Genomic DNA, 26997 nt, shown 5'->3' on the forward strand with positions numbered 1-26997 from the left:
AAAAAAATAATAAGATAAATTGCAAAAATACATAGTAAAAATAATAAATAATTAATAATTGATTGCTAACAAAGGAGAAGTTAATTTGAAACCTTTTAGAATAGTAATTGCTGGAAGAGCAAATGTAGGAAAATCAACTTTATATAATATTTTTACCAGAAGAAGGGATTCAGTTGAATCCGATATTCCAGGTACTACAAGAGATCCAGTTAAAAAATTAATCTCAATAAATGGTAAGTTTGTTGAGTTAGTTGATTCTGGTGGATTTGAATTTAATGCAAATGATGAGATTTCGAGAAAAGTAAAAGAAAAAGCTTTGGAATATTTAAAAAATGCTGATTTAATCTTATTTGTTGTTGATAGACATAATATAATAGAAGAAGATATACAATATTACAAATATATTAAAAAATTAAATATAAAAAATGTTATAATTGTGAATAAAGTGGAAAAAAAGGGAGATGAATATCTTGATAAAGATGTTTATTCATTAGGGGCTCCCCGATATATTTTAATATCAGCAATTCATAGAAGAAACCTTGATGAAATTTATGATTTTATAGAAGATAATTTAAAAGATTATAATTTTGAGTTTAAAGAAAATTCTCAAATAAAAGTTGCATTAGTTGGTAGACCAAATGTGGGGAAATCATCTTTGTTAAATACTTTTATTGAAAAGGAAAGAGCTATAGTTTCAGATATTCCTGGAACTACAATTGATTCTTTAGATGAAGAGGTTGTTTATAATGATTATAGGATTACTTTTATCGATACTGCTGGTATTCGAAGAAAGAAAAGCATAAAAACAAATATAGAATATTATTCAATTAAAAGAACATTTGGTTCAATTGATAGATCTGATATTGTAATACATCTTGTAAGTCCTGAAAATATTTTAGTAAGGCAGGATAAAAAAATAGCTGATTATGTTTTTAAAAAAGGGAAAAGTTATATTATAGTGGTAAATAAATCAGATTTGATAAGGGGAAGAGAAAAAGAGATTGAAGATGAAATTAGATACCGTTTCCCTCATGTTAATTTTGTTAAAATTCTTTTTATTTCTGCTTTAAAAAAGGAAGGGATTGAAAAATTATTGGACTATATTATTGATCTTTATAAAAGACAAAAAAAGGAATGGAAAACTTCTGTATTAAATAATTTTTTAGAAGAAGTTAAAAACAAGAAACAAATTCTTGTTGGTAACTCTTATTTAAATTTGTTTTATAGTGTAGTAGTTTCTAAATATCCTCTTACTTTACTTATTTTTACAAATAAAGAGGCAGATTCAATACCAGATAGTTTTAAAGATTTTATCATTAATAGTTTAAGAAAAAAATTTCCTTTAGAGTCAATACCGGTTCGTATTATATTTAAAAAAAGAAAATAGGGTGATTTTATGTATGAAATAATATTTATTCTTTCTTTTTATTTTATTGGAGCAATTCCTACAGGTTATCTTATAGGGAAAATGCAAGGGATAGATATTAGAACTAAAGGGTCTGGAAATATTGGTGCTACAAATGTTTTAAGGGTTTTAGGAGTAAAATGGGGAATTTTAGTCTTAATTATAGATGTTACTAAAGCATATTTAGGATTATTGTTATTAATTCCTTTATATTTTAATTTAACAACAATATCAATTAACCCTGATCTTGTAAAAGTTATAGGAGCAATAATCACAATCTCAGGTAATATTCTAAACCCTTTTTTCAAATTTAAAGGAGGAAAAGGTGTAGCTGCTTCAGTAGGTGTTTTACTTTATATAGCTCCTAAAATATTGGGAATTGCATTTTTAGTATTTCTTATTGTTGTAATCCTAACTAAATATGTTTCATTAGGTTCATTATCTGGAGCATTAACATCTTTAATACTGGTTTTTATAATTGATTATAACATTTATAAAGCTATATTTATTGTAATTTTAGTAATTTTTATATTTGTTAAACATAAAAGTAATATAAGAAGATTAATAAAAGGTGAAGAAAATAAATTGTCTTTTTCTAAAAAAAAGAAATAATTTATATAAATAGAAAATAGAAATTAATAGAAAAATATAGTAAAAAGAAATAGGATGTTTGAGAATAAAGAAGAAAAAATATATTTTTCCATATCTGAAGTTTGTAAAATGTTAGATTTAAAACCTTATCATTTAAGAAATTGGGAACAAAATATCCCTTTTTTAAAACCTAAAAAAAATAAATTTGGTCACAGGATATATACAAAAAGCGATATTAATAAAATTATGCTTGTAAAAAATTTATTATATGAAGAAAAATATACCATAAAAGGGGTTGTTGAATATTTTTTAAAAAAATATGAAGATATTGAGACAAAAGAATTAAAAACAAATATAGCTAATACAGAAAAAATTGTAAATATGAATGATGAAAATATTAATAAGTTATGGGTTGAAATAAAAAAAATTTCAGAAAATTTAAAAAAAATTATTGACAAAAAACTCGAAATTTGATTAATTACTTGTGTTGATGCCGAGGTAGCTCAGTCGGTAGAGCAAAGGACTGAAAATCCTTGTGTCCCTGGTTCGATTCCTGGCCTCGGCATTTAAAAGCAGGGTAAATTAACCCTGCTTTTTTTTTAATTATATTCAATAAAAGTAATATTGTGTTTAAATAAATTTAATTTCAATATAATTTCAAGTATTTATTGAAATTTTTCAAATTTATGCTATTATATAAAATAATTAAAGAGTATTGGTAATATGAATTATAAAAAATATAATTTAAATATGTTAAAAAAAGCTGTAAAACTTTATAAAAAAACAGCATACCCTAATGAGGAAGATATCAAGAATCCTCAAATTATTGAAAGATTTACAAATTTAGAAAATGCAAAAACTAGTGAGGAGTTTTTTTCCTACTTTAAAAAAGAGGAATTTGATGGGATAGAATCTTTTAAAATTCAGTTAGGTTCTAAGATTTATCCTTTTTTGAAATTAGCTTTTGAAAAAACAACATTTTCCGATGATTATGGATTTTACATCGATAGACATTCAGAATATATTGCTATCGATTCTTCAAGCCCTTCTTATAAAAAAGAATTATTATTAAAAGAGGAAACCAAACAACTCAAAATAAAAATTGAAAGTCTATTTGAATATGAAAATATACCAACTTATAGATACTTTATAAAAAAATATAACCAACAAATTAAAAAAGATAAATCTAAACTAAAAAAAGGGAAAATGATTTTATTAGTTGAAGATGATGTTGATATTAATGAAATGCATAAAATTGAATTAAATTTATTGGGTTATGATGTAGAATCAGTTTTTAATGGATACGATGCTATAAAAATGGTTGAGAATAAATATTTTGATCTTATGTTATTGGACCTTATGATGTCTGGTATTTCTGGTCAGGAAGTGATAAAACTTGTTTCAAAAGATATTGATATTGTTGTACTATCTGCATTAACAGATAGTTATACCAAAAAAATGTGTTTAGATTTAGGAGCAAAAGCATACTTAACTAAACCTGTATCAAAAAAAACACTTGAAACTTTTCTGGATAATTTTTTTAAAAATAAGTAAAAATTAAAATAAAAGTAATTTTTTATAATCTTTTATTGTTGTTATAACTTTGTTATTATTTTTGTAAATTGATTATTTTTTTAATTAATTAATATTTTTGTTGATTTATTTTTATTTTTGTAGATTTATTATCAATAATAATTTAAACAAATTATATTAAATCATTTAATAAGGAGAAACAGAATGTGTGGAATAGTTGGATATATAGGAAACAGAAATGCAAAAGATGTTTTAATTGATGGATTAAAAAGACTTGAATATAGAGGATATGATTCTGCAGGAATAGCTCTGTTAAATAATAAAGGTATATTTATTGATAAAGAAAAAGGTAAAGTTTCTGTTCTTGAATCTCAACTTCATGATAATCATAACAATTATAAAATAGGGATAGCTCATACCAGGTGGGCAACTCATGGCGAACCAGATAAAAAAAATGCACATCCTCATACTGACTGCAAAAATGAAATTGCTATAGTTCATAATGGGATAATTGAGAACTATATCCCTTTAAAAAAGTATTTGTTAAAAAAAGGACATAAATTTGTTTCTGATACTGATACAGAAATTTTTGCTCATTTAATTGAAGAAAATTTCGAAGGAGATTTATTAGAAGCTGTACGAATGTCTATAAAAGAGTTAGAAGGGAGTTTTGCTTTTGCAATAATTCATAAAAAAGATCCTGATAAAATCATTGGAGTTAGAAAAGGTTCTCCTTTAATTGTAGGAGTGGGTAAAGATGAGATGTTTTTAGCCTCAGATGTATCAGCTGTAGTTAAATATACAAAAAATATTATTTATGTAGATGAAGAAGAGATAGTTGAAATAACAAAAAATAAATACAATTTTTATTCTTTTGATAAACATAGAATTTCTAAAAAACTTGAAAATGTCATTATGGATATTGGTCAAATTGAAAAAAATGGTTATCCTCACTATATGCTAAAAGAAATTTTTGAACAACCAATGACAATAAGAAATGCTATTAGGGGGAGGATTGATTTAGAGCAAGCTACTGCAAGGCTAGATGGTCTTGATACAAATATTGAAAAGATAAAAAATACTAATAGAATTATTTTAGCTGGTTGTGGAACTTCCTGGCATGCAGGTTTAATTGGGGAATATTATATTGAAAAATTTGCAAGAATTCCAACTGAAACAGAATATGCTTCAGAATTGAGGTATAGAGACCCTTTAGTTGATGAAAAAACTTTAGCATTTTTTATATCTCAATCTGGTGAAACAGCTGATACATTAGCCGCTTTAAAAGAAGCTAAAAGAAAAAATGCAACATGTTTAGGCGTATGTAATGTAGTTAATTCCTCAATAGCAAGAGAGACTGATGGAGGTGTTTATTTACATGCAGGTCCTGAAATTGGGGTTGCATCAACAAAAGCTTTTACTTCTCAAACAACAGTTTTATTTTTAATATCAATTTTAATTGGTAGATTAAAGCATTTATCATATGAAGAAGCTTATAGTTATCTTCTAGAATTAAAAAATCTTCCTGATAAAATAGAGAAAACTCTAAAAAAAGCTAATGAGATTGAAGCTATAGCTGATAAATTTTATAAATCAAAAAATGCTTTATTTTTAGGTAGAGGAGTAAATTATCCAGTTGCTTTAGAAGGTGCTTTAAAACTTAAGGAGATCTCTTATATCCATGCAGAAGGGTATCCAGCTGCAGAGATGAAACATGGGCCTATTGCTTTAATAGATGAAAATATGCCTGTTGTTTTTATTGCAACATATGACTCTCTTTATGACAAAATATTATCAAATATAAAAGAGGTAAAAGCAAGAAAAGGTAAAGTTATTGCTATTGTTTCTGAAGATGATGAAAAAATTAAAGATATTGCTGATTATACTATAGGAATACCACAAACATTACCTTTTCTTTCACCAATAGTAAATGTCATTCCTTTGCAATTGTTAGCTTATTATATAGCTGTAAGAAGGGGGTGTAATGTTGATCAACCAAGAAATCTTGCAAAATCGGTAACTGTTGAGTAAAAATTTATTAAAATCATGATGGAAGTATAACAAAATATGGGAAATAATAAATTATTTCGTAATATAAAATATTATAAGAGAAAAGAAAGATTTTTTATTTTACTTTATATTTTCTTTTTAATATTAGTCACCTTTATTTTTGTTATTTTTCTATTTAATATTTATTCCTTACCAAATCTTCATTTTAATATTATACTTTTAACATTTTTTGGTTTTATGTTTTTTATACTTTTTAAACAATATATTAAAAATATTATAAAGTGGGTATTATATTTTTTGATTTTAGCAGGTATATTTTTCATTTCCTATTTAAATGTATATATTAGTTTGATATTAGTCATAACTTATATTTCTCTATTTAAATTGTTTAATCGTATTATAAATAAAATATTAAACAAAAGAATTTAAAAAAATAATTGTTTTTATTTATGATTTATATTTTAGTTTTAATATTACTTGGATTTTAATATATATATTTTTATGTGTTGAGAGAGATTTTCTTTATTAAATTATTTTTTTATTAAATTAGATTTTTTTAATATCATTAAGTTCTATAAGTTTTAAAAATATAGATTTAAAGGCTTTAATAGTTTCATTTTTTGAATGCATATTATTAATTCTACAAAACCATATGTCTTTTCCACAAACAAAACATTTCTTAGAAGGTAAATTTAATTGTTTAGAAGTAATTTTGTTTTTGTTTAGATAAATATCTATATCAATTATTCTAAATTTATTTTCAAATTTAACCAATTCTTTTTTTAGTAAAATTGGGTCTTTATCTATTTCAATTAAAATAAAATTACCAGAATAATTATAAAAATAATGTATATTTTTTATTTTATCAGGAAATAAATTGATAATATAATCAAGAGACTTTTTTAAAGCTACATCAGTATAAATATTATTTTTAGGAAAATATGGTGTGTTAACAGATATTTCGATAACAGAAAATAAATTTGAGAAGGATTTTATAACATTAAATTTTTCTTCTCTGCTATTAAGTAATAATCTTTGTATATTATCAATAAACATTTTAAAGTATCTATTATTTATTTTTTAGAAAATTTTGAAAGAAATTGCTCATTATTAACAATATATCTTTTATGTGTGCCTTCCCCAATTTTACCTTCTTCATCAAAACAAATACCTTTAAAATATATTTTCTTTCCATCGATTTCAATGATTTCAACACTACATTTCACTTTTTGACCCATTGGAGTTGCTTTTAAATGTTTTACAGATATTTCTATTCCAACAGTTGAATAACCATCTGGTAAAAGAGAATCAATAAGATTTTTAGCTGTAACTTCAAATAATGCAACTAATGATGGGGTAGAAAATACTTCAAGACCACCACTCCCAATATAAGCAGCAGTATCCTCGAAAACAACCTCTTTTTCATAAGTATTTGTTAATCCAGTTTTAATATTATCAAACATTAATCCTCCTTTTTTAATTAAAAAAAATTGACTTTTCAACTCTAATAATTTAAAATATTTATATAAAATTAAGCAAATTATAAAAAATTTCAATAAATTATAAAAAACATTTATAATTTAATAGAAAACAAATAATTTAAGGAGATTGACAAATGAAAAAGAAAAGTTTAGTAATTATATTATTTTTATTATTATTTGTAGTATTTTTTCCAATTAACTCTTTTACAGATTGGGATCCTCAAAAAACTGTAGCTATTTATTTTTATAATAATTATGGTCAATTTATGCCTAAAGATATTGATTCATTTGGATTAGAAGTTACAACTTATTTAAATCAAAATGGTATATTTGTATGGTTTTTAGGAATTTCACAGGAAAATATAGCAATTGAAAAAATTAAAAAATTAAGCAAAGTATATTCGGTTTTGGAATATAGTGGTGATATTGTTTCAGTAGCTGGAAATAAAGGTGATTATAAAATTTCTGTAGAAGTTAGATTAAAAGGAATGAATCTAAACAATAAAAATAAAAATTTTCAAGATGTTATTTCTGGAGAAGGTGATAGTATGCCAGATATGTCAAATGCTAGGTCATTAGCACTACAGCAAATAGGTGTTAAATTAACAAAGAAAAATCTTGAAAATATTAAAAATCTATTTGATAATAAATAATCTAAAAATTAATTATTATAAATAGAAATATTATAAATTAGAGAAGTTAAAAAAAAATTTTTAAACAAAATTTGAAAAGTTTGAATTGATATTTATACAATTTCATCAAATGGAACTTGTAAATCTGCAATTTTTTTAGATATAGAAAAATCGCTTTGATAAGAAAGAGCGGTTTTATAAGATGTTATAGCTTGCCTTGAAGAGATAGAGGACCTATAAAATCCTCTTTTTTTATATGTGATTTGCATCTTATTAATAAATTCTTTTAATACATCACTTTTTTTTATAGTAACGTTTTTAGAATTTGATTTCTTTTCAATATTTGAAGCATTCTTTCTATTTTTTGGGATTATGGGATTATTATGTGTTTGTTTGGATAAATTATTTACATATTGGTTGTTTATTCTCATAATATTAATTTTCTTGTTTTAATAATATATTATTCCATTTCTATTTAATCTTTCTTTATAATATATTTAAGTTATTATCTAGATAAACAAAAATTTAATTTTTATCAATATTATCTCTATATTATTAAATAAAACAAATATTATTAAATTTCAAGTGTAATTTTTTGTTTTAATAGCTCTCAATGATTTTATTAAATTCTTTAAATTCAAAAGGTTTTAATAAGATTCCATTAAAATTGTATTTTTTATAATCAGATAAAATTATACTATTGGAATAACCACTCATTACAATTGTAGGTAAATTTCTATATATTTTTTTTAACCTGATATTTGTTTCAAGTCCACCCATTCCACCTTTTATTGTTAAATCTAGTAAAACTAGTCTTGGTATAGTATTGGTTCTAATAAGCTTTTTAATTATATTTATAGTTTTAATACCTGAAGATGTAATTTTACATTGAATTTGTAAATTATTGCAGAAATTTTTTATTAAAGTTTGAATATTTTCATTATCTTCTAAAACTATAATTAGATTATTTTGTTTTTTATATTTAAGGTGCTTTTTTTTGATACTTAGATTTTTATTTTTAATCTCTTGCTGTTTGATTTCAGAAATAATTTCGCTATTTTCTTTTATTTTATGATTTTTTTGTATATTTTTATTTTTTGAAGTATTAATATTGTTATCAATAGTTAATTTTTCATTATAAGGGAATAGTAATTCAAACCTGGTATATTTATTAATCACTGAATCTATAAATATATCACCACCATGTTTTTTAACTATTGAATATATAGTTGTTAAACCCATTCCATTCCCATTTTGTTTTGTAGTAAAAAAAGGGTCAAATATTTTATTAATAATTTTATCTGGGATTCCAATACCATTGTCATAAAAAGTAATAAATAAAAAACTTTTAATATTTTTATTTTTGAAAGTTTGTTTATTTGTTATAAAGTATCTTTCAAATATTTTATTATATGGAGCTTCAAAAGGATTTATTTTCTTTATTTCTACTTTTATAACTCCTTTTGATGTTTTCTTCTCATTTATAGCATGAATTGAATTAATAGTTAAATTATTAAAAATTTGAAAAAATTGATTTTCATCACAATAAAATGGGATCTCTTTACTAAAACTATTAATTTTAAATATAATATTTTTACCAGTTAATGAAAATGAAAGTGAATCTTTTACAAGTTTATATAAATTAATAGTTTTTTTAATTAAACTTCCTTTTTTAGAGAAAGTTAGTAATTGAGTTGATAAATTTTTTGCTTTTTTTGATGCCCATATAACTTCATCAATAATTTTTGAAATTTCGTTTTTTTCCATATTTTGTAATGGTTCTTGAAGCATTAATTTAGCAAGAGAAAGATTTCCATTTATTATTGTTAAGAAATTATTAAAATCATGAGCAATTCCACCAGCTAAAATACCTATTGATTCAATTTTTTGTTTTTTATAAGCTTCTTTTTGGAATTGTTTTAATGTTGTAATATCTTTTATAATACTACCAGTCATGAAGTTTTCATAATCAATAATAAATGTAGTTACAATAATATCTTTCCTTTTTCCTGAAGGCGTATAAATTTGCTGTTCAATATTCTGGTTTAACCATGGTGCTTGTTTTTTTATATAAAGCAATTCTAAAGAATGTTTTATCCTTTTATATGTATTTTCTGTCTTTAATTCTGGGGGTAAAAGTTCAAACTGGACATCCCATATATACTTTCCCATTACATCCTTTGAAGAAACTTCCATAATTTCTGAGGTTTTTTCATTCCATGTAACTATTTTCCCTTCATTATTTACAATTAAAATGCCATCCTGTGAATTTTCAATGAATTTTTCAAATCTTGAAACACTTTTTTCAAGATCAATATTTAATTGGATTTGATTGGTTATATCAAGAATAAGACCAAAAATACTTCTAAGTTTTTTGTTTTTTTGATCGATGTCTGGATAAGTAACTTCTAAAACCCATTTTATGTTATTATTTTTATCAATTATTCTATACTTAGATATAATTTGTTCCCCTTTTTCTAATAATTTTTCATTTTTTTGTATTATAGGAATATCCTCTTTAAAAACAATTTTGTACCATAAGTCATCTTTTGATTTAATAAATTCCTCTGGGGTATATCCAGTTATCTTTTCTATTCCTTTTGTTAATAATTCATATTTTTCAATCCCAAATTTATTATTTTGATAATCCCATTTTGCAATCCATAAATAAGCATTGATTTCATTTAGTAAATTTTCAAAATCATTGTATCTTTCTAAAATCCTATTTTTTAATATTATATTTTCTTCAATTAAAGTTCTAATATTTGAAAAAAATAAATTTAATTCTTTAATTGTTGATTCTGGAAAATTTTCTAAATTAGAACTTTCTACAGATTTTTCAATTTTTTTAATAAATTCGGTTAATCTATTTTGCATATATTTTGAAAAATGTTTAACGGAATACCATTGAATAATTGAAACAACAATAAAGGTTAAAAAATAGATAAAAAAACTTATATAAAAATAATTTAAAATTACTTTTAAGTCATATGGATCTTTAATATTTTTAACATTTAAAAATAATAAAATTTTTAAAATAATGAAAATAAAAAACAGTAGTATAATTGGATAAAATGTAAAATAAAGAATTTTATTAAAAAGAAATATTTTTTTTTTAATTTTTTTCATTATTTACCTGTTAAAAACAACTTAAATGAATAATTTTAAAATTATTTTTAAAATTAATTATTTCTGCTATAATTTTAATTAAAATTATCAAAATGTCAAAATAAATGGAAATCAATACACAAATTTTGTTAATATCAAAATAATAGCAAATAAATATTCATCAGAATTTTAATTAGTAGATAATATAATTGAAAAATAATTATTTTAGGTTTTATTTGTATAAAAGATAGAGAATTATAAAATTTTAAAAAGAGGATATTATGGATTGGGCAAATATGAGAATAATGGATGTTTTATCCAGACATCCTAAAGCTGCACAAATTCTTGCTAAGTATAATATTGGATGTGTTGGTTGTTTTGCAGCAAGATCTGAAACATTGATACAGGGTTTAAGACTACATAAAGTTGATGTTGGTAGAGTTATTAGAGAATTGGAAGATACCTATAATAAATAAAATAAGTTAAAAATAATTTTTTTAATAACTAATTAAATATAAAAAATTAAATAAATATAGAAAATTAAACTAAATTATAACTTAAATGAATTTATAAATCAAATTGATGTTATAATTAAAATGAATTCATAAATTAAATTGATATTATAATTAAAATGAATTTATAATTTAATTGTTAATAATCTATATTTTCAACATTAAAAAATTTTAAATAAAATCTAATTTTGTAATTTAGGATAAAAGATGTAGTTAAAATTTATTTTATAATCAAGATTAAAGTTATAATAAAAATTTAACTTATACTCCAAATTGAAAATATCAAATAAAATCTCTTTAATTTTTTTTGTTAAATAATTATGTTGTATAATCAATTATTTACCATTTATAAAAACTTTTAATAAATTTTATATATAATTTGTATTTTTTATAATGACCATATTTTAATTTACACATTTTTATATACATACCTTTAATTATTTTTAATTTACACATTTTTATAGACATAACCTAATTTTTTTATTTTTTAGTTACTTTACATTTATCCTTTATTTTATAAAAATAACAATGTACCGAAATTAAAATAGTGAATATTTAAAAAAAATGAAAATGAAGATGAAGATAAATAAAAAAAACTAAACTTTTTATACATATGACGAAATTAAGAATAACAAGGATGTTATTAAATAAATCAAGGAGGAAGGCATGATAATTAATCACAACTTATCATCCTTATTTGCTGCACGTCAAATTAAATTCAACAGCTGGAAACAAAATGATAGTATTGAAAAACTATCTTCTGGACAAAGAATTAACAAAGCTGCTGATGATCCTGCTGGATTAGCTTTATCTGAAAAGATGAGAGCTCAAATAAGAGGTTTATACAGAGCAGAAAAAAATGTTGAAGATGGAATTTCTTTAATTCAAACTGCTGAAGGGTATTTAAAAGAAACTACTCAAACACTTCAAAGGTTGAGAGAATTAGCAATTCAAGCTTCAAATGGTGTTTATGATGACCAGGACAGATTAAATATTCAGGTTGAAGTTTCTCAATTGGTATCTGAAATCGATAGAATTGCATCTCATGCTCAGTTTAATGGTATGAATTTACTAACAGGAAGATTTGCAAAACCAACTCTCACTTCTGAAATAGCTGCTTCAATGTGGTTACATGTAGGTGCTAATATGGATCAGAGAATAAAAATCAATATTGGTACAATGTCAGCTCAGGGGTTAGGTTTAAAATCACCTGTTGGTCGAGCTGTTACAGCTACCTTTATTTCTGTTTCTACTCAGGATAAAGCAAATCTCTCAATTGGATTAATTGATGGAGCTTTAGAAAAGGTTAACAAACAAAGAGCTGATCTTGGTGCTTATCAAGAAAGATTACAATTTGCAGCACAGGGATTGATGAATGGAGCTGAAAATTTACAAGCAGCTGAAAGTAGAATAAGAGATACAGACATGGCTTTTGAAATGTCAAAATTTGTAAAAAATAATATCTTAACTCAAGCTGCAACTGCTATGTTAGGTCAAGCAAATACTATGCCACAGCAAATTTTACAACTTTTAAGATAATCTTAAAAAATAAAAGGGGCTGTCTTAGATCTTAAGGCAGTCCTTTTTTTTAAAAAAAATAAAAATATAAAAATTTATAAATTAAAGGAAAAAATAAAAGAATTTTCAAATGAATTATTTAATAAATATAAAAAATAAGGTAAAATTTTTCCTTTATTTAGTTTAAACAACTTTCTAATATTATGTGCTATACTTATTAATCCCCATTCTATTTTTACATTATTTATTCCTCTTAACATAAATCTCCTGAATCCCATATTGTGTTTAATATCTCCAAATACGGTCTCAACTTCTATCTTCCTTCTAAATGATAACTCCTGTCCCATTAATGTTGATAAATTCGATTTAACTTCTGATTTTAATTTTAAAAATACTGGATTTACCCATATATTCTTGTAAGGTTTTCCTTTACTACACCTATCCTGATAAATACAACCTTTACATCCATTTGTTGAATATACTTTGTATAATTCTAATTTCTTCCTTTTTGTAGATCTTGCAGTATAAACATATTTTAATTCTTTCCCATTTGCACATATAAAACAATCTTTTGACTCATCATATTTCCAATTCTGTCTGTTTAATTTATCCTTTTTAAAACTTCTTTTACTTTCTTTAAAATATCCTGAATATTTAACATAATTATTTATTCCTCTCCTTTTTAAATATAAATAATTATAAGTAGAACCATATCCTGCATCAGTTATTAAATTTGTTGGTTTTCTCCCTGTCTTTGATATTAAACTTTCTAAATGAGGGATTAAGGTGTTTGTATCTGATCTATCTTGATGGATACTATACCACAATATAAATTGATTTTGTGTGCCTATCTGTACATTATAGCCTGCTTTTAATTGACCATTTAACATTGCATCTTCTTTCATCCTCATAAATGTAGCTTCTTCATCTGTCTTAGAATAACTATTACGTCCTTTAAATTTCTTTTCCTGCTCTTCATATCTTTCTAATCTTGGTATGTAATCCTGTTTTAACTTCTTAATACTTTTTTTTAATTGTTTGCTCTTTTTATCTTTTTTATCTTCTCCTCCTTCTTTCAATACCTCTTCTAATTCTTTTGCTATCTTTTTTAGTTTCTTTGAATCTAATACTTCCTTTTTACCTTTAGATTCTTCAGACTCTTTTTCTTCATAATATCTATCTTCTTCTTCATTTAAATAATCTATCTCTTTTAATAATTTCTTTACATTCTCTTTAAGCTTCTTTTTGTAATTTTTTATGCTCTTTGACCATACAAAACTATATTTATTCGCATTAGCTTCTATTTTTGTCCCATCTAAAAAATAATTGTTTAAATCTACATAACCTGTTTCATATAAATAGGATAATAATATACTGAATATTTCTTCCAAATGTCTTCCTAACTTCTCTTTCCTGAATTTGTTTATTGTCCTGAAATCTGGATAATTCTTCCCACTTAACCACATGAAATATATATTCTCTCTTAATGCCTTGGCTATCTTCCTTGATGAATATATTTTCTGGGTATAAGCATAAACTATTACCTTTAAAAGCATCTTCGGATGATAACTACTTCTACCACCTCCTTTATAGCTTCTGTAAAGAAAATTTAAATCCATATTTTCTATTAAATCATTTACTATTCTTACTATATCATTTTCTGGTATATATTCTTCTAATCTTTCTGGAAATAATAGTGGTTCATCCTGTATATATCTTTTAAATACTACCTTATTATGTACTTTTGTTCTTCTCTTTTTCATAATTCAATTATAGCAAATAAATTATAAAAAAAAAGAGGTTGTCCCCAAGTTTTGAGACAACCCCTTTTTTTTAAACAATTTATTTTTTTACTAAATAAAATACAAATTGTAAAAGATATAAATTTTAATTATAGTGTTTAAAGTTGAAAAAAAATCATATTAAGATACTTTGAAGTAGTGGAAAATATAATAAAATTAATTTTAGAAAATTTATCCAGTGATATTATCGATTTCTTTTCAGTATTTTATAAAAATGGATATGAAGCCTATTTGGTAGGTGGATTTATAAGAGATGTTATACTCAATAGTAAAAGTTTTAAAAATAAAGATGAAGAGATTGATATTGATGTAACTACTTCAGCATCACCTGAAATTGTAATGAAACTTTTTAAAAAGGTTATACCTACCGGTCTTAAACATGGAACAGTAACAGTAATTTTTAAGAACCAAAAATATGAAGTTACAACCTATCGTATTGAGCAAGGTTATAAGGATAATAGACATCCTGATGATATTCAATTTGTAAATGATATTAGATTAGATCTATCCAGAAGGGATTTTACAATTAACTCTATTGCTTTTGATCCATTAAATAGAAAAATTGTAGATCCTTTTAATGGAATTGATGATATAAAAAGGAAAATCATTAAAACAGTTGGTGATCCTGACGAGAGATTTTCTGAAGATTCTTTAAGAATATTAAGAGCTATAAGATTTTCTACAACTTTAATGTTTGAAATAGAAGAAAAAACCTTTAAATCTATTTCAAAATGGAAAAAAAATTTACGAAATATCTCTGTAGAGAGAATTAGAGATGAATTTAATAAATTATTGTTATCAAATAGACCATCTTTTGGTATTGAACTTTTAAGAATAACAGGATTATTAGAAATGATATTGCCAGATCTTGAAGAAGGATATGGTATAAAACAAAATGAATTTCATAAATATGATATATATTATCATAATTTGTATACTTGTGATGCAACTGATAATAATTTAATTATGAGATTAGCGGGATTGTTACATGATGTAGGAAAAACAAACTCTTTATATGAATATAAAGGGAAAGGTGCTAAAGAAAATGTATTTTATAATCATGAAATTTATTCTGAAGAAATAGCAAAAAATTTTTTAACACGTTTTAAATATCCTAATAAAATAATTGATAGAGTTATTCGATTAATAAAATTTCATATGTTTCATTATACAAATGAATGGAGTGATGGAGCAGTTAGGCGTTTTGTTAAAAGGGTAGGTGAAGATTTAATAGATGATTTATTTGCTTTAAGAGTAGCTGATAGAATAGGAAATGGTAAATCTTTTGGATACCCTGAAATTTTAATTAGGTTTTATAATAAAATAAAGGATGTTATTAAAGAAAACCATGCATTGAAAATTACTGATCTTGATATAAATGGATATGATTTGATGGAAAGATTTAATTTAAAACCATCCAGAATGGTGGGCAACATATTAAATCATCTTTTAGAGAAAGTTTTAGACAATCCTGAATTAAATAATAAAGAAAAATTAATGGAATTAGCTGAAAAATATTTATCTAAAGTACAGGAAGTTTAAAGGGGGGAATATGGAAAAAATTATAGAAGAAAAATTAAAAGATTGGTTATCTGATTATGTTGATGAAGAAACAAAAAAAGAAATTTTAAAAATAAAAGAGGAACAAGGTGAAGAAGGGTTAAAAGAATTATTTTTGGAAGATTTAGAATTTGGTACAGGTGGTATGAGGGGAATAATTGGCCCTGGTAGTTCAAGAATAAATATTTATACTATAGGTAAAGCAACTTTTGGTATTGTGAATTATTTACTTGATAACAAATCTAATGAAAATGAAATTTTAAGTGTTGTAGTTTCTTATGATACTAGAAATTTTTCTTATGATTTTGCTAAAGAGGTAGCTTCAATTTTTGCATATTTTGGGATAAAAGTATATATTTTTTCAAATCCAACACCTATTGGGATACTATCTTTTGCAATTAGAATTTTTAATGCTAATCTAGGTATAATGATTACAGCTTCTCACAACCCACCTGAATATAATGGTTATAAAGTATATAATTCAATGGGTGGACAAATTGTTCCTCCTCAAGATGGGGAGATAATTAAATATGTTAAAAATGTAAAATTTTTGAAATATATAAAAAAAATTGATTTTGAAAAGGGTTTACAATCAAAAATAATAGAGTTTATAGATGAAGATTTTTATAATGAATATTTTGAAAAAATATTAAATATTATTATAAATAAAAACTATTTTTCAAAAGTAGAGGATTTAAAAATAGCATATACTTCTTTACATGGAACAGGAATATTTCCATTTAAAAAATTATCTGAAAAACTAAATTTAAATGTATTTTATCCTGAAAAACAGATAATCCCTGATGGAAATTTCCCAACAGTTGAAGTCCCAAATCCTGAAGTAAAAGAAAGTTTAAAAATGGTAATTGATACTGCTAAAAAAAACAATGCAGATGTTTTTATTGCAAATGATCCTGATGCAGATAGGTTAGGTCTGGGATTTAGAATTAAAGAAGGTTATTATTTGCCTGACGGTAATGAAATTGGGATAGCATATCTGTTTTATATTTTATCAGAATATAATAATTTAAAAATGTTGAATAAAATAAAAAATCCTTATGTATGTAATACAATAGTAACATCAGATTTACAGGAAAAAATTGCTAAAAGTTTTAATGTAAAGATTTTTCGTACTTTAACCGGGTTTAAATATATTGGTGAAATAATGAATAAAAATAATGATGGTACATTTTTATTTGGTGCTGAAGAAAGTTATGGATATTTAATAGGTGATCATGCAAGAGATAAAGATGCTATAGTATCAACATTATTAGCATTGGAAATTGCAATTTATTTAAAAATTAAAGGTATATATTTTGATGAGTTTCTTAACAGTATATATGAAAAATTTGGATATTATAAGAACAAATTGGTATCTTATACTTTTAAAGGGCTAAAAGGTAAAGACAAAATTTTAAAAATTATGAATTATTTTAGAAATAATGTTGTAAAAGAACTATGCAATATGAAAATTGTAAATGTCGTTGATTATTTAAATGATAATACTAAACTACCAAAATCAAATGTTTTACAATATTTTTTTGATTCATTTAAAATAACATTAAGACCATCAGGAACAGAACCTAAAATTAAATTTTATTATCAAATAAATGGGAAATATGAAAATAAATTAGAAATTAATAAAAAGTTGGATTTAATAATTTCATGTGTTAATAATATTATCGATAATATAACTAAAGAGTAATTTATTAAATTGATTTCAAATTATTTTTTAATAAATAATAACATTCTTAATGGTAAATAAAGTTTTTTATAAATCATTAATGATAAAAATGGAGATGTAAAATGAAATTATTAAATAAAAATAGCGCATTTGCAAAAAATATTTTTAAAATGTTGTTTTTAATTTTTGCATTATTAATTTTATCATCGTTAAGTGTTTTTGCTCAATCTAATGCTTTAACAATAGGAATGGGAATATCTTTTCCATTTGGATATGGTAATGGTTTTTATTATTCAACTGTATTTGGTAGAGATTATGATGAATCTGTATTTTATGGTATTGGATTAAATTTTGGAATTAGTTCTATTGATTGGCCTAATACTATTGATTCTTCGACATCTCTTTATTTTCCTTTATATGCAACAATTAGGGTAAGAATTCCAATGTCTTTACCATTTTCTATATTTGTAGCTGGTGGAATGGGATATAGTTTTTTATTTGATATAGTTTCTCCATTAGATAATGCTTCTGTTACAGGTAACAAAACTTTTTTTTATGGAGCATTTTATTGGCAAATTAAAGTTGGGGTAGGAACAATGCTTGGTTCCAGAAGTGATGGACAATTTGAAATAATTTTTTCATCTCCTTCGTTTAACCGAGTAACTGGTGCTGATTCAAATTATCCATCAACTGACAAAATAAATATGACAATGATTTCTTTTTTATTTAGTATAAGATTTTTTCAAATGTAATAAATATATTTAAATAAAAAATGTATATTTAAATATTAGAATATCAAAAAGAATAAGTAAATATATTTAGATAAATAAATATAATTATAAAACAAATGTAATTATAAAAATAAATATGATTATAAAAACAACTATAGTTATATAAATAAATTAAATTAAAAAAAATAAAATTTTAATATTATAATTCATAATGCTTAAAATAATATAGTTCTTTTAAGATTCCATTATTGACTTTCTTGAAATTTAAACTGAATTAAAATTAATAAATATTGAAAATATTAATTAATTTTTTGTTATTTATTAATCAATATTTATTTTTTATTTAAATAAAAAGTTGAGAAGTAAATAAAAAGTGTTAAATTTTTATTAATAATAGATAAAAAAAAATTTATAATTAAATAAAATTTATATGATTTATGTATAATATTACTAGTAATTTGAATAAGGAAACTATATGAAATGTTTTAATAATTTAAAAAAGTATAATTATAAAAAAAACATTTTAAAAATAATTCTTGTAATATTATTATTTGTAATCTTTTCTTTAAATACTTTTGGTATAGAGCAATATGAAAAAAAAGATATTGTTGTTTTAGGTATAAGTAGCAATAGTCAATTAGTTGATATTGAATATTTTTATAGAATTCAATCTTATATTTATAAAGCTTTTGTTGATTTAAAAAGATTTAATATAATTTATTATCCTGATATTAGCTTACCTGTTAGTAAGACTTCACAATTAATAGATGATATTAAAAAGTATAGAGTCCAAAATATTGATTCAGAAGAGGACCATACATTTGGAAATCTTGTTTTTAAAAAAGCTGATTTTGATAAAATTGTTAATTCTTTTTACCTGATAATTCCACAGATTAATAGTTATAATGAAAATAGTTTTACAAATGATGATGGTAGTATAACATATAAAGTCAGTTATGAAGTAACTATTGAGATTGTTGATTTAAAGAATAATAATATATTAAAAGAAATTATTATAAATAATGAGAAGGAATCTGATAAGAGTATTAGTGATGCACAATCAAATTGTCTTGAAGGATTTATTACTGATTTACAATATCAAATTAAAAATATAGAAGAATTTAAATTGAAAACAGGGGTCTTAAAAAAAGAAAAAGATAATGTGTATATTTATCTGGGTTCTAATTCTGGTGTAAAAGTAAATGATGAATTTTTGATTTATAAAAAAGTAAAATTTCAAAATGATTTTATTAAGAAACAAGTTGGATTAATCCGGATTTATGAAACTTCTGAAAAAATTTCTATTGGTAAAATACTTATTGAAACAGATTCAATTGAGGAAGGGGATATTGTTGTAGAAAAGGTTAGAATACCAGCTAATGTAATGGTTTATTTAGGTTATAAATTTTTAAATTTTAGTAATATAAATATTAATTATTATACAAGTGTAAATATTGATAGTTCCAAAGGTACAATTTTTGGTGATTTGTCTTTGCAATACTATTTGAATTTTAATTTATTTATTGAATCTGGTATTGAAGGGTATTTAACTTCTCCAATTAGTTATGCTTACTTTGGAGGTTTAGGGTATTCTTTAATTTATAGGCGATTGACTTTATCTGGTATGATAGGTGGTCAAATGTTTGTATTAAGAAATAATTTATTTTCAGACACTGATTATTATTATGGTAAAACTTTTGGAGCTAGAGCTGAATTAAGATTAGAATATTTGATAAATCCTGAATCTAAGTTAATATTAGGTGGGAATTATATTTTAAGTGGAAATTTAACTGAGGTTACATATGTTGATTATTCAAATTCCAAATATAATATACCATTAGGTGATGGTAGTGTTAATTTTTCAGGTATAGGATTTTATCTGATTTATGTATTTAGATTTTAAAAATTTTTATATTAATTTTATCTAATATTTATATTAATTTTATTTGTAATATTGATTTTACTTATAATATTACTTTTATTTACAATTTTTGTTTAATTTTTTTTAAATATTGTATTTTTAGTTTTCAAATATTATTTATTTTAACAACATATAAGTATTATAAGTTTTCTTAATTTATGTAAGATTTAAAAAAGTATAAAAGGGGTAGGATATGATGTCTTTTAAAAAATTTTGTGTTGTTTTGTTAATTATTTTTTTTAATGTTTTTTTATTTTCTTGTTTTAGTAATCAATCTAATGTTGTTATAAATGAACCTAAAGCAACTATTGAGAAAAATGAAGGTTCAACTTTTATAATTTTAAGTACAAATTATGATATTAATAAAGCAAAAAATGCTGCTTTTATTTTAGCTGTGGAACAAACAATTAAATCTCTAATTGATAAAGATTCTTATAATGAAAATATCAATGTTATAAATGATTCTATTATAAATAATTCATCATATTATATAAAAGAGTATGAAATTTTAGATAAGTATGAAAATCAAGGGATGATAAACTTAGAAATTAAAGTTATTGTTGATCTTGAAAAGATAAATATACAGTTAATTCAATTAAAAATCATAAAAGAAAAAAAAGAGGAAAAAGTAACTCAAAAAAAAGATGAAAATGAAATTTATAATGAAAATTATGTAAATGAAGCTAAAAATATTTTAAGCAAATTAAATCCAGATGAAAAAAATGTTTTATTACAATATATCAAACAATTGGTATATATGGTTTATTTCGATGAGAAAAATATTTCAATAGATAAAGAGTATATTAAATATGCAGTTTCCAGAGTTAATTCATATTTAAGTGAAAGAGGTATTGAATATGTTGAACAAGAACAAATTATTAAACTAAAAAATGACCAGGAGATTTTGAGATTAGCAGAAGCTGGAGGTTCTTCTGAGATACAACTTATCGCTGATAGATTAGGATCTGATATATATGTTTCTGTTGACGCACACATAAATTCAAGACAACAAAATGATACTTATTTTGCTCAAGTTAATGTGATTTTAAAAATTTTTGAATCAGCTACAGGAAGAGGTTTAGGAGAAGCAATAGGTGTTTCTGATGAATATGGTTCACAATCATCAATGGATATAGCGATTAGAGCAGCTATGGATGATGCAATTAATAAAGGAATGAAAAAAGCTTTAGATTTGGCTACTAATAAGATGATAATAGCTTTTGAAAATGGGATAAGGTACAAAATAGTATTATTAAATCCTGGAAGTACAAGTTTAAGAATTAAATTTGAAAAAGCCATTAAAGGGTTAAAAAAATTTAAAAGTATAAAAACAATTTCTGCTACTTCTGAAGAAGCTCAATATTTTGTTTATTTTATGGGTACTTTAGATGAATTAGAAGAGTTGATTTTTGAAAAAGTTTCAGAAATTCCAGGATTTGAAGAATTTGATGAAGTATTAAAAAGACATAATTCTTTAATATTTAAGTTACAGTAAAAAGGGTTAATTTTATTAAAAAAAATATTATTAGTAAAAAATAATTGTAGAATTTTAGTAATATTTTATAAAAAAATATTTTATCATAAAAATGTATCTTTTATTATAAAAATTGATTTTTTAAATAACCCTAATTATATTAGGAAGATCAAATTTTTAATAGCTTTTTTTTATTAAATATTTTATTGTTCTGCACAAAAATAAATTTTTAATTTATTTCAAAAAAATGTTGACAAAGAATTTTAATATATTAAATTTCTTCACGCGAAGGGAAGAAGTTCTTTGAAATTTTGTAGAGTAGGCGTTCAGAGAGTTAATTAAACGATCAAACGAGATAGAAGTGAATGGAGGGTTTGATCCTGGCTCAGAGTGAACGTTGGCAGTGCGTTTTAAGCATGCAAGTTGTACGGCAGCAGTAGATATATCTTTCGGGGTATATCTAGCTGGCGAGTAGCGGACTGGTGAGTAACGCGTAAGGACCTACCCTAAGGAGGGGGATAGCCTGTGGAAACACAGGGTAATACTCCATAATCTCGAGAGAGGAAAGCCATTATTGGTGTCTTAGGATGGACTTGCGTCCTATCAGCTAGTTGGTGAGGTAAAGGCTCACCAAGGCTAAGACGGGTAGCCGGCCTGAGAGGGTGATCGGCCACACTGGGACTGAGATACGGCCCAGACTCCTACGGGAGGCAGCAGCTAAGAATCTTCCGCAATGGGGGAGACCCTGACGGAGCGACACTGCGTACGGGATGAAGGCCCTATGGGTTGTAAACCGTTTTTGCCAGGGGCGAATAATCTTTAAGAGATGACGGTACCTGGCGAATAAGTCCCGGCTAACTACGTGCCAGCAGCCGCGGTAATACGTAGGGGGCGAACGTTACTCGGAATCACTGGGCGTAAAGGGCCTGTAGGCGGCTTTACAAGTCAGCTGTAAAAGACTGATGCTCAACGTCAGAGTTGCGGCTGATACTGTAGAGCTAGAGTACGGGAGGGGGTGATGGAATTCCCGGTGTAGGGGTGAAATCTGTAGATATCGGGAAGAATACCGACGGCGAAGGCAATCACCTGGCCTGATACTGACGCTGAGAGGCGAAAGCTAGGGGAGCGAACGGGATTAGATACCCCGGTAGTCCTAGCTGTAAACGATGTATGCTAGTCATAGGGACCCGAGAGGTTTTTGTGACGCAGCCAACGCGTTAAGCATACCGCCTGGGGAGTATGCCCGCAAGGGTGAAACTCAAAGGAATTGACGGGGGCCGGCACAAGCGGTGGAGCATGTGGTTTAATTCGATGATACGCGAAGAACCTTACCAGGGCTTGACATGTGCCTTACAGTTAGGAGAAATCCTAATGCCTTTCGGGGGTGGCACACAGGTGCTGCATGGCTGTCGTCAGCTCGTGTCGTGAGATGTTGGGTTAAGTCCCGCAACGAGCGCAACCCTTATTCTTAGTTGCCATCAGGTTAAGCTGGGCACTCTAAGGAGACTGCCGGTGACAAACCGGAGGAAGGTGGGGATGACGTCAAGTCATCATGGCCCTTATGTCCTGGGCTACACACGTGCTACAATGGGCGTTACAGAGGGTAGCGAAGCCGCGAGGTGTAGCGAATCTCAGAAAGGCGTCCTTAAGTTCGGATTGCAGTCTGCAACTCGACTGCATGAAGGTGGAATCGCTAGTAATCGCAGATCAGCAATGCTGCGGTGAATACGTTCCCCGGCCTTGTACACACCGCCCGTCACACCACCCGAATTGGTTTTACCCGAAGATGCTGGAGCCAACCAGTAATGGAGGCAGGTGTCTAAGGTAGGGCCAGTGAGGGGGGTGAAGTCGTAACAAGGTAGCCGTACCGGAAGGTGCGGCTGGATCACCTCCTTTCTTTAAGGAGAAAAGCAAACCGCCTACTCTACAAAATTTTAGAGAATTTCTATTTTTATTATAGAAATAGCTCATTGAAATTAGTATATATAGTTAAGAGTGTATGAGAAGGTAAGGAAGTAGGAGGAAGGGGCAAGGGAATAAGGGTCAATAGTGGATGCCTAGGGGCCAGAAGCGAAGAAGGACGTGGCAAGCTGCGAAAAGCCTCGGTTAGCTGCAAGCGAGCTATGATCCGGGGATATCCGAATGGGGCAACCCACCGTATGCTGAAAAGGCGTATGGTATCTTGCGTAAGCGAGAGGCGATACCGGGTGAATTGAAACATCTAAGTAACCCGAGGAGAAGAAATCGAAAAGAGATTCCCTAAGTAGTGGTGAGCGAAAGGGGAGCAGCCCAAACCCATATCATGTTAAAGGCCTGTACCGTTGTGATATGGGGGTTGTAGCATTTATCCATCTGGGATTACAGGATTCCGGGTAATATTTATCATATATAGGGGAATTAGCTGGGAAGCTAAACCGAAGGGGGTGAAAGTCCCGTACCCGAAATATATGGTAGATATTATGGGGTAGATGCTGAGTACCACGGAGCACGTGGAATTCTGTGGGAAGCAGGGTGGACCACCATCCAAGGCTAAATATAAACTGGCCACCGATAGTGGAGCAGTACCGTGAGGGAAAGGTGAAAAGCACCCCGTGAGGGTAGTGAAATAGAACCTGAAACTATTGACCTACAAGCTGTAGGAGCCTAAATTTATTTAGGTGACTGCGTGCCTTTTGCATAATGAGCCGGTGAGTTACTCTATTGTGCGAGGTTAAGGGGTAGTAGCCCTGAAGCCGAAGGGAAACCGAGTCTTAATAGGGCGTTAAGTACGATGGAGTAGACCCGAAGCCAGGTGATCTATCCATGGCCAGGATGAAGGTGAGGTAGAACTCACTGGAGGTCCGAACCGGTTACGGTTAAAAACGTATCGGATGAGCTGTGGATAGGGGTGAAAGGCCAAACAAACCTGGCGATAGCTGGTTCTCCCCGAAATGCTTTTAGGAGCAGCCTTATGGAGCTATATAGGTTGTAGAGCGCTGAATGGGCTAGGGCGGAGAGATCTGTACCAAACCCAACCAAACTTCGAATGCCTATACAGTATTTCATAGGAGTGAGACTGCGGGGGATAAGCTTCGTGGTCGAGAGGGAAAGAGCCCAGACCGTTGTCTAAGGTCTCGAATTATTGGCTAAGTGGGAAAGGATGTATTATTGCCAAGACAGCCAGGAGGTTGGCTTAGAGGCAGCAATCCTTGAAAGAGTGCGTAATAGCTCACTGGTCGAGCAATGATGCGCCGAAGATGTAACGGGTCTTAAGCCAATAACCGAAGGCACGGCAGTATAGTATCTGGATATACTATACTGGGTAGGGGAGCATTCGGGAAGCCGAAGAAGGTAAGTTGTAAAGCTTACTGGAGGCAACTGAAGAGAGGATGCCGGCATGAGTAGCGATAAAGCGGATGAGAAATCTGCTCGCTGTAAGCCTAAGGTTTCCTGGGTAAAGCAAATCTTCCCAGGGTTAGTCGGTTCCTAAGGTGAGGCCGAAAGGCGTAGCTGATGGGCAACTGGTTAATATTCCAGTACTGTTTAATAAGCGTTTGACTGAAGTGGTGACGCAGGGGGTGAATCCTAGCGTACTGATGGTTGTACGTTCAACCCTGTAGGGGAAGTGAGAGGCAAATCCTTTCATATTAAGTACCTGATGGGGGACGAAGACCAGGTGTTACGGCATCTGGGATCAGGAAGAGCCTGACTGCCGAGAAATAGCTGCTAAAGGAGCTTATTAAGCAACCGTACCGCAAACCGACACAGGTAGGCGAGGTGAGTATCCAAAGGCGCACGAGAGAATCCCTGTTAAGGAACTCGGCAAAATGCACCTGTAAGTTAGCGAGAAGGGTGGCCCTGAGTATGTGGAAGGGATTTACCTGGAAGCAGAAAGGGGTGGCAGAAGAGAGGCCCTGGCGACTGTTTACCAAAAACACAGGTCTCTGCTAAGTCGCAAGACGAAGTATAGGGACTGAGACCTGCCCGGTGCCGGAAGGTTAAGGGAGGGGGTTATTATCCATTAAGGATAAGAAGCTCTTGACCGAAGCCCCGGTAAACGGCGGCTGTAACTATAACAGTCCTAAGGTAGCGAAATTCCTTGTCGGGTAAGTTCCGACCTGCATGAATGGTATAACGACTGGGGCGCTGTCTCAACAGGGAGCTCGGTGAAATTGGAGTATCGGTGAAAATACCGATTACCCGCGGTTAGACGGAAAGACCCCGTGAACCTTTACTGTAACCTGGCATTGGGATTTGGTATGGTATGTGTAGGATAGGTGGGAGGCAGAGAATCTGGGGCGCCAGTCTCGGAGGAGCCGTCCTTGAAATACCACCCTTATCATACTGGATCTCTAACGGAGGTAGTGGATATCTACGGACATTGTCAGGCGGGCAGTTTCACTGGGGTGGTGACCTCCCAAAGAGTAACGGAGGTGTACAAAGGTTCCCTCAGGCTGTATAGAAATCAGCTTTTAGAGTGCAAAGGCAAAAGGGAGCTTAACTGCGAGAGAGACGTTTCGAGCAGGTACGAAAGTAGGTCTTAGTGATCCGGTGGTTTTGAGTGGAAAAGCCATCGCTCAACGGATAAAAGGTACTCCGGGGATAACAGGCTGATACCGCCCAAGAGTTCACATCGACGGCGGTGTTTGGCACCTCGATGTCGGCTCAACTCATCCTGGGGCTGGAGCAGGTCCCAAGGGTTCGGCTGTTCGCCGATTAAAGAGTTACGTGAGCTGGGTTCAGAACGTCGTGAGACAGTTCGGTCCCTATCTGCCGTGGGCGTGGGATACTTGAGGGGATCTGATCCTAGTACGAGAGGACCGGATTGGACGCACCTCTGGTGCACCGGTTGTCGTGCCAACGGCATAGCCGGGTAGCTATGTGCGGAAGGGATAACCGCTGAAAGCATCTAAGCGGGAAGCCTACCCCAAGATTAGGTATCCCTGAAGGTTCCAGGTAGACTACCTGGTTGATAGGCTGGATGTGTAAGCATGGTAACATGTTTAGCAGACCAGTACTAATAAACCGTTTGACTTGCCCCTTTCTTCTACTATCC

At 27.8% G+C, this 26997-nt stretch carries 18 protein-coding genes, 1 tRNA gene and 2 rRNA genes; 16 read left to right on the forward strand and 5 right to left on the reverse strand.

Going from position 1 to position 26997, the window contains the following annotated elements; translation table 11 throughout:
- Positions 1–85: 85 nt before the first annotated feature.
- From der to glmS, 6 genes are all read left to right on the forward strand, one after another.
- Positions 86–1387 carry a ribosome biogenesis GTPase Der gene (der, locus tag ACZ5EC_RS00805; RefSeq protein WP_464303073.1) on the forward strand — a complete coding sequence of 434 codons (1302 nt, stop codon included), beginning with the start codon at positions 86–88 and terminating at the stop codon, positions 1385–1387.
- A 9-nt stretch (positions 1388–1396) separates the two neighbouring features.
- Complete coding sequence (plsY, locus tag ACZ5EC_RS00810; RefSeq protein ID WP_464303074.1) at positions 1397–2017, forward strand: glycerol-3-phosphate 1-O-acyltransferase PlsY; 621 nt, start codon at positions 1397–1399, stop codon at positions 2015–2017.
- 54 nt (positions 2018–2071) lie between these two features.
- Complete coding sequence (locus ACZ5EC_RS00815; RefSeq protein WP_464303075.1) at positions 2072–2470, forward strand: MerR family transcriptional regulator; 399 nt, start codon at positions 2072–2074, stop codon at positions 2468–2470.
- A gap of 18 nt (positions 2471–2488) precedes the next feature.
- Positions 2489–2561 (forward strand) — tRNA-Phe (locus tag ACZ5EC_RS00820).
- Positions 2562–2719: 158 nt separating this feature from the next.
- Entirely contained in the window at positions 2720–3550 is an 831-nt protein-coding gene (locus ACZ5EC_RS00825; RefSeq protein WP_464303076.1) for a response regulator transcription factor, read from the forward strand.
- Positions 3551–3733: 183 nt separating this feature from the next.
- Positions 3734–5560, forward strand: a complete 1827-nt coding sequence (glmS, locus tag ACZ5EC_RS00830; RefSeq protein ID WP_464303077.1) for a glutamine--fructose-6-phosphate transaminase (isomerizing) — start codon at positions 3734–3736, stop codon at positions 5558–5560.
- Between the two features lie 525 nt (positions 5561–6085).
- Here the strand turns inward: glmS and ACZ5EC_RS00835 are convergent.
- Together ACZ5EC_RS00835 and ACZ5EC_RS00840 are read right to left on the reverse strand one after the other, a co-directional pair.
- A complete protein-coding gene (locus ACZ5EC_RS00835) occupies positions 6086–6595 on the reverse strand; it encodes a citrate lyase holo-[acyl-carrier protein] synthase (RefSeq protein WP_464303078.1) in 510 nt (169 codons plus the stop codon).
- 17 nt (positions 6596–6612) lie between these two features.
- Positions 6613–7002: a thioesterase family protein gene (locus ACZ5EC_RS00840; protein ID WP_464303079.1), complete on the reverse strand. Its 390-nt coding sequence runs from the start codon at positions 7000–7002 to the stop codon at positions 6613–6615.
- Positions 7003–7154: 152 nt separating this feature from the next.
- On the opposite strand from ACZ5EC_RS00840, the gene ACZ5EC_RS00845 reads away from it, so the two are divergent.
- The gene (locus ACZ5EC_RS00845; RefSeq protein WP_464303080.1) at positions 7155–7673 is read left to right on the forward strand and encodes a hypothetical protein; all 519 of its coding nucleotides are present in this window, start codon (positions 7155–7157) and stop codon (positions 7671–7673) included.
- Between the two features lie 92 nt (positions 7674–7765).
- Here the strand turns inward: ACZ5EC_RS00845 and ACZ5EC_RS00850 are convergent, their stop codons facing one another.
- Both ACZ5EC_RS00850 and ACZ5EC_RS00855 read right to left on the reverse strand, forming a co-directional pair.
- Positions 7766–8083, reverse strand: a complete 318-nt coding sequence (locus ACZ5EC_RS00850) for a hypothetical protein (RefSeq protein WP_464303081.1) — start codon at positions 8081–8083, stop codon at positions 7766–7768.
- 169 nt (positions 8084–8252) lie between these two features.
- Complete coding sequence (locus ACZ5EC_RS00855; RefSeq protein ID WP_464303082.1) at positions 8253–10781, reverse strand: hybrid sensor histidine kinase/response regulator; 2529 nt, start codon at positions 10779–10781, stop codon at positions 8253–8255.
- A gap of 260 nt (positions 10782–11041) precedes the next feature.
- On the opposite strand from ACZ5EC_RS00855, the gene ACZ5EC_RS00860 reads away from it, so the two are divergent.
- Together ACZ5EC_RS00860 and ACZ5EC_RS00865 are read left to right on the forward strand one after the other, a co-directional pair.
- On the forward strand, positions 11042–11236 hold the full coding sequence (locus tag ACZ5EC_RS00860; protein WP_464303083.1) for a DUF1858 domain-containing protein: 195 nt from the start codon (positions 11042–11044) through the stop codon (positions 11234–11236).
- A 702-nt stretch (positions 11237–11938) separates the two neighbouring features.
- Positions 11939–12811 (forward strand): flagellin N-terminal helical domain-containing protein, encoded by an 873-nt coding sequence (locus ACZ5EC_RS00865; protein ID WP_464303084.1) that lies wholly within the window; start codon positions 11939–11941, stop codon positions 12809–12811.
- 74 nt (positions 12812–12885) lie between these two features.
- Here ACZ5EC_RS00865 and ACZ5EC_RS00870 read toward each other — a convergent pair whose 3' ends face one another.
- Positions 12886–14553, reverse strand: coding sequence for an IS1182 family transposase (locus ACZ5EC_RS00870; protein WP_464303085.1), 1668 nt, complete (start codon positions 14551–14553; stop codon positions 12886–12888).
- Between the two features lie 177 nt (positions 14554–14730).
- Between ACZ5EC_RS00870 and ACZ5EC_RS00875 the strand changes: the two genes are divergently transcribed.
- The 7 genes from ACZ5EC_RS00875 to ACZ5EC_RS00905 all read left to right on the forward strand — a co-directional run bounded on the left by ACZ5EC_RS00875 (position 14731) and on the right by ACZ5EC_RS00905 (position 26983).
- Positions 14731–16134, forward strand: a complete 1404-nt coding sequence (locus tag ACZ5EC_RS00875) for a CCA tRNA nucleotidyltransferase (RefSeq protein ID WP_464303086.1) — start codon at positions 14731–14733, stop codon at positions 16132–16134.
- Positions 16135–16144: 10 nt separating this feature from the next.
- Positions 16145–17857, forward strand: a complete 1713-nt coding sequence (locus ACZ5EC_RS00880) for a phospho-sugar mutase (RefSeq protein ID WP_464303087.1) — start codon at positions 16145–16147, stop codon at positions 17855–17857.
- Between the two features lie 101 nt (positions 17858–17958).
- Positions 17959–18588, forward strand: a complete 630-nt coding sequence (locus tag ACZ5EC_RS00885) for a hypothetical protein (RefSeq protein ID WP_464303088.1) — start codon at positions 17959–17961, stop codon at positions 18586–18588.
- 454 nt (positions 18589–19042) lie between these two features.
- Positions 19043–20470: a hypothetical protein gene (locus ACZ5EC_RS00890; RefSeq protein WP_464303089.1), complete on the forward strand. Its 1428-nt coding sequence runs from the start codon at positions 19043–19045 to the stop codon at positions 20468–20470.
- 211 nt (positions 20471–20681) lie between these two features.
- On the forward strand, positions 20682–21983 hold the full coding sequence (locus ACZ5EC_RS00895) for a hypothetical protein (protein ID WP_464303090.1): 1302 nt from the start codon (positions 20682–20684) through the stop codon (positions 21981–21983).
- Between the two features lie 341 nt (positions 21984–22324).
- Positions 22325–23858 (forward strand): 16S ribosomal RNA (locus tag ACZ5EC_RS00900).
- A 130-nt stretch (positions 23859–23988) separates the two neighbouring features.
- A 23S ribosomal RNA gene (locus ACZ5EC_RS00905) occupies positions 23989–26983 on the forward strand.
- The 16S and 23S rRNA genes sit together here, the layout of an rRNA operon.
- Positions 26984–26997: the final 14 nt, after the last annotated feature.

The organism is Exilispira thermophila (assembly GCF_055389015.1).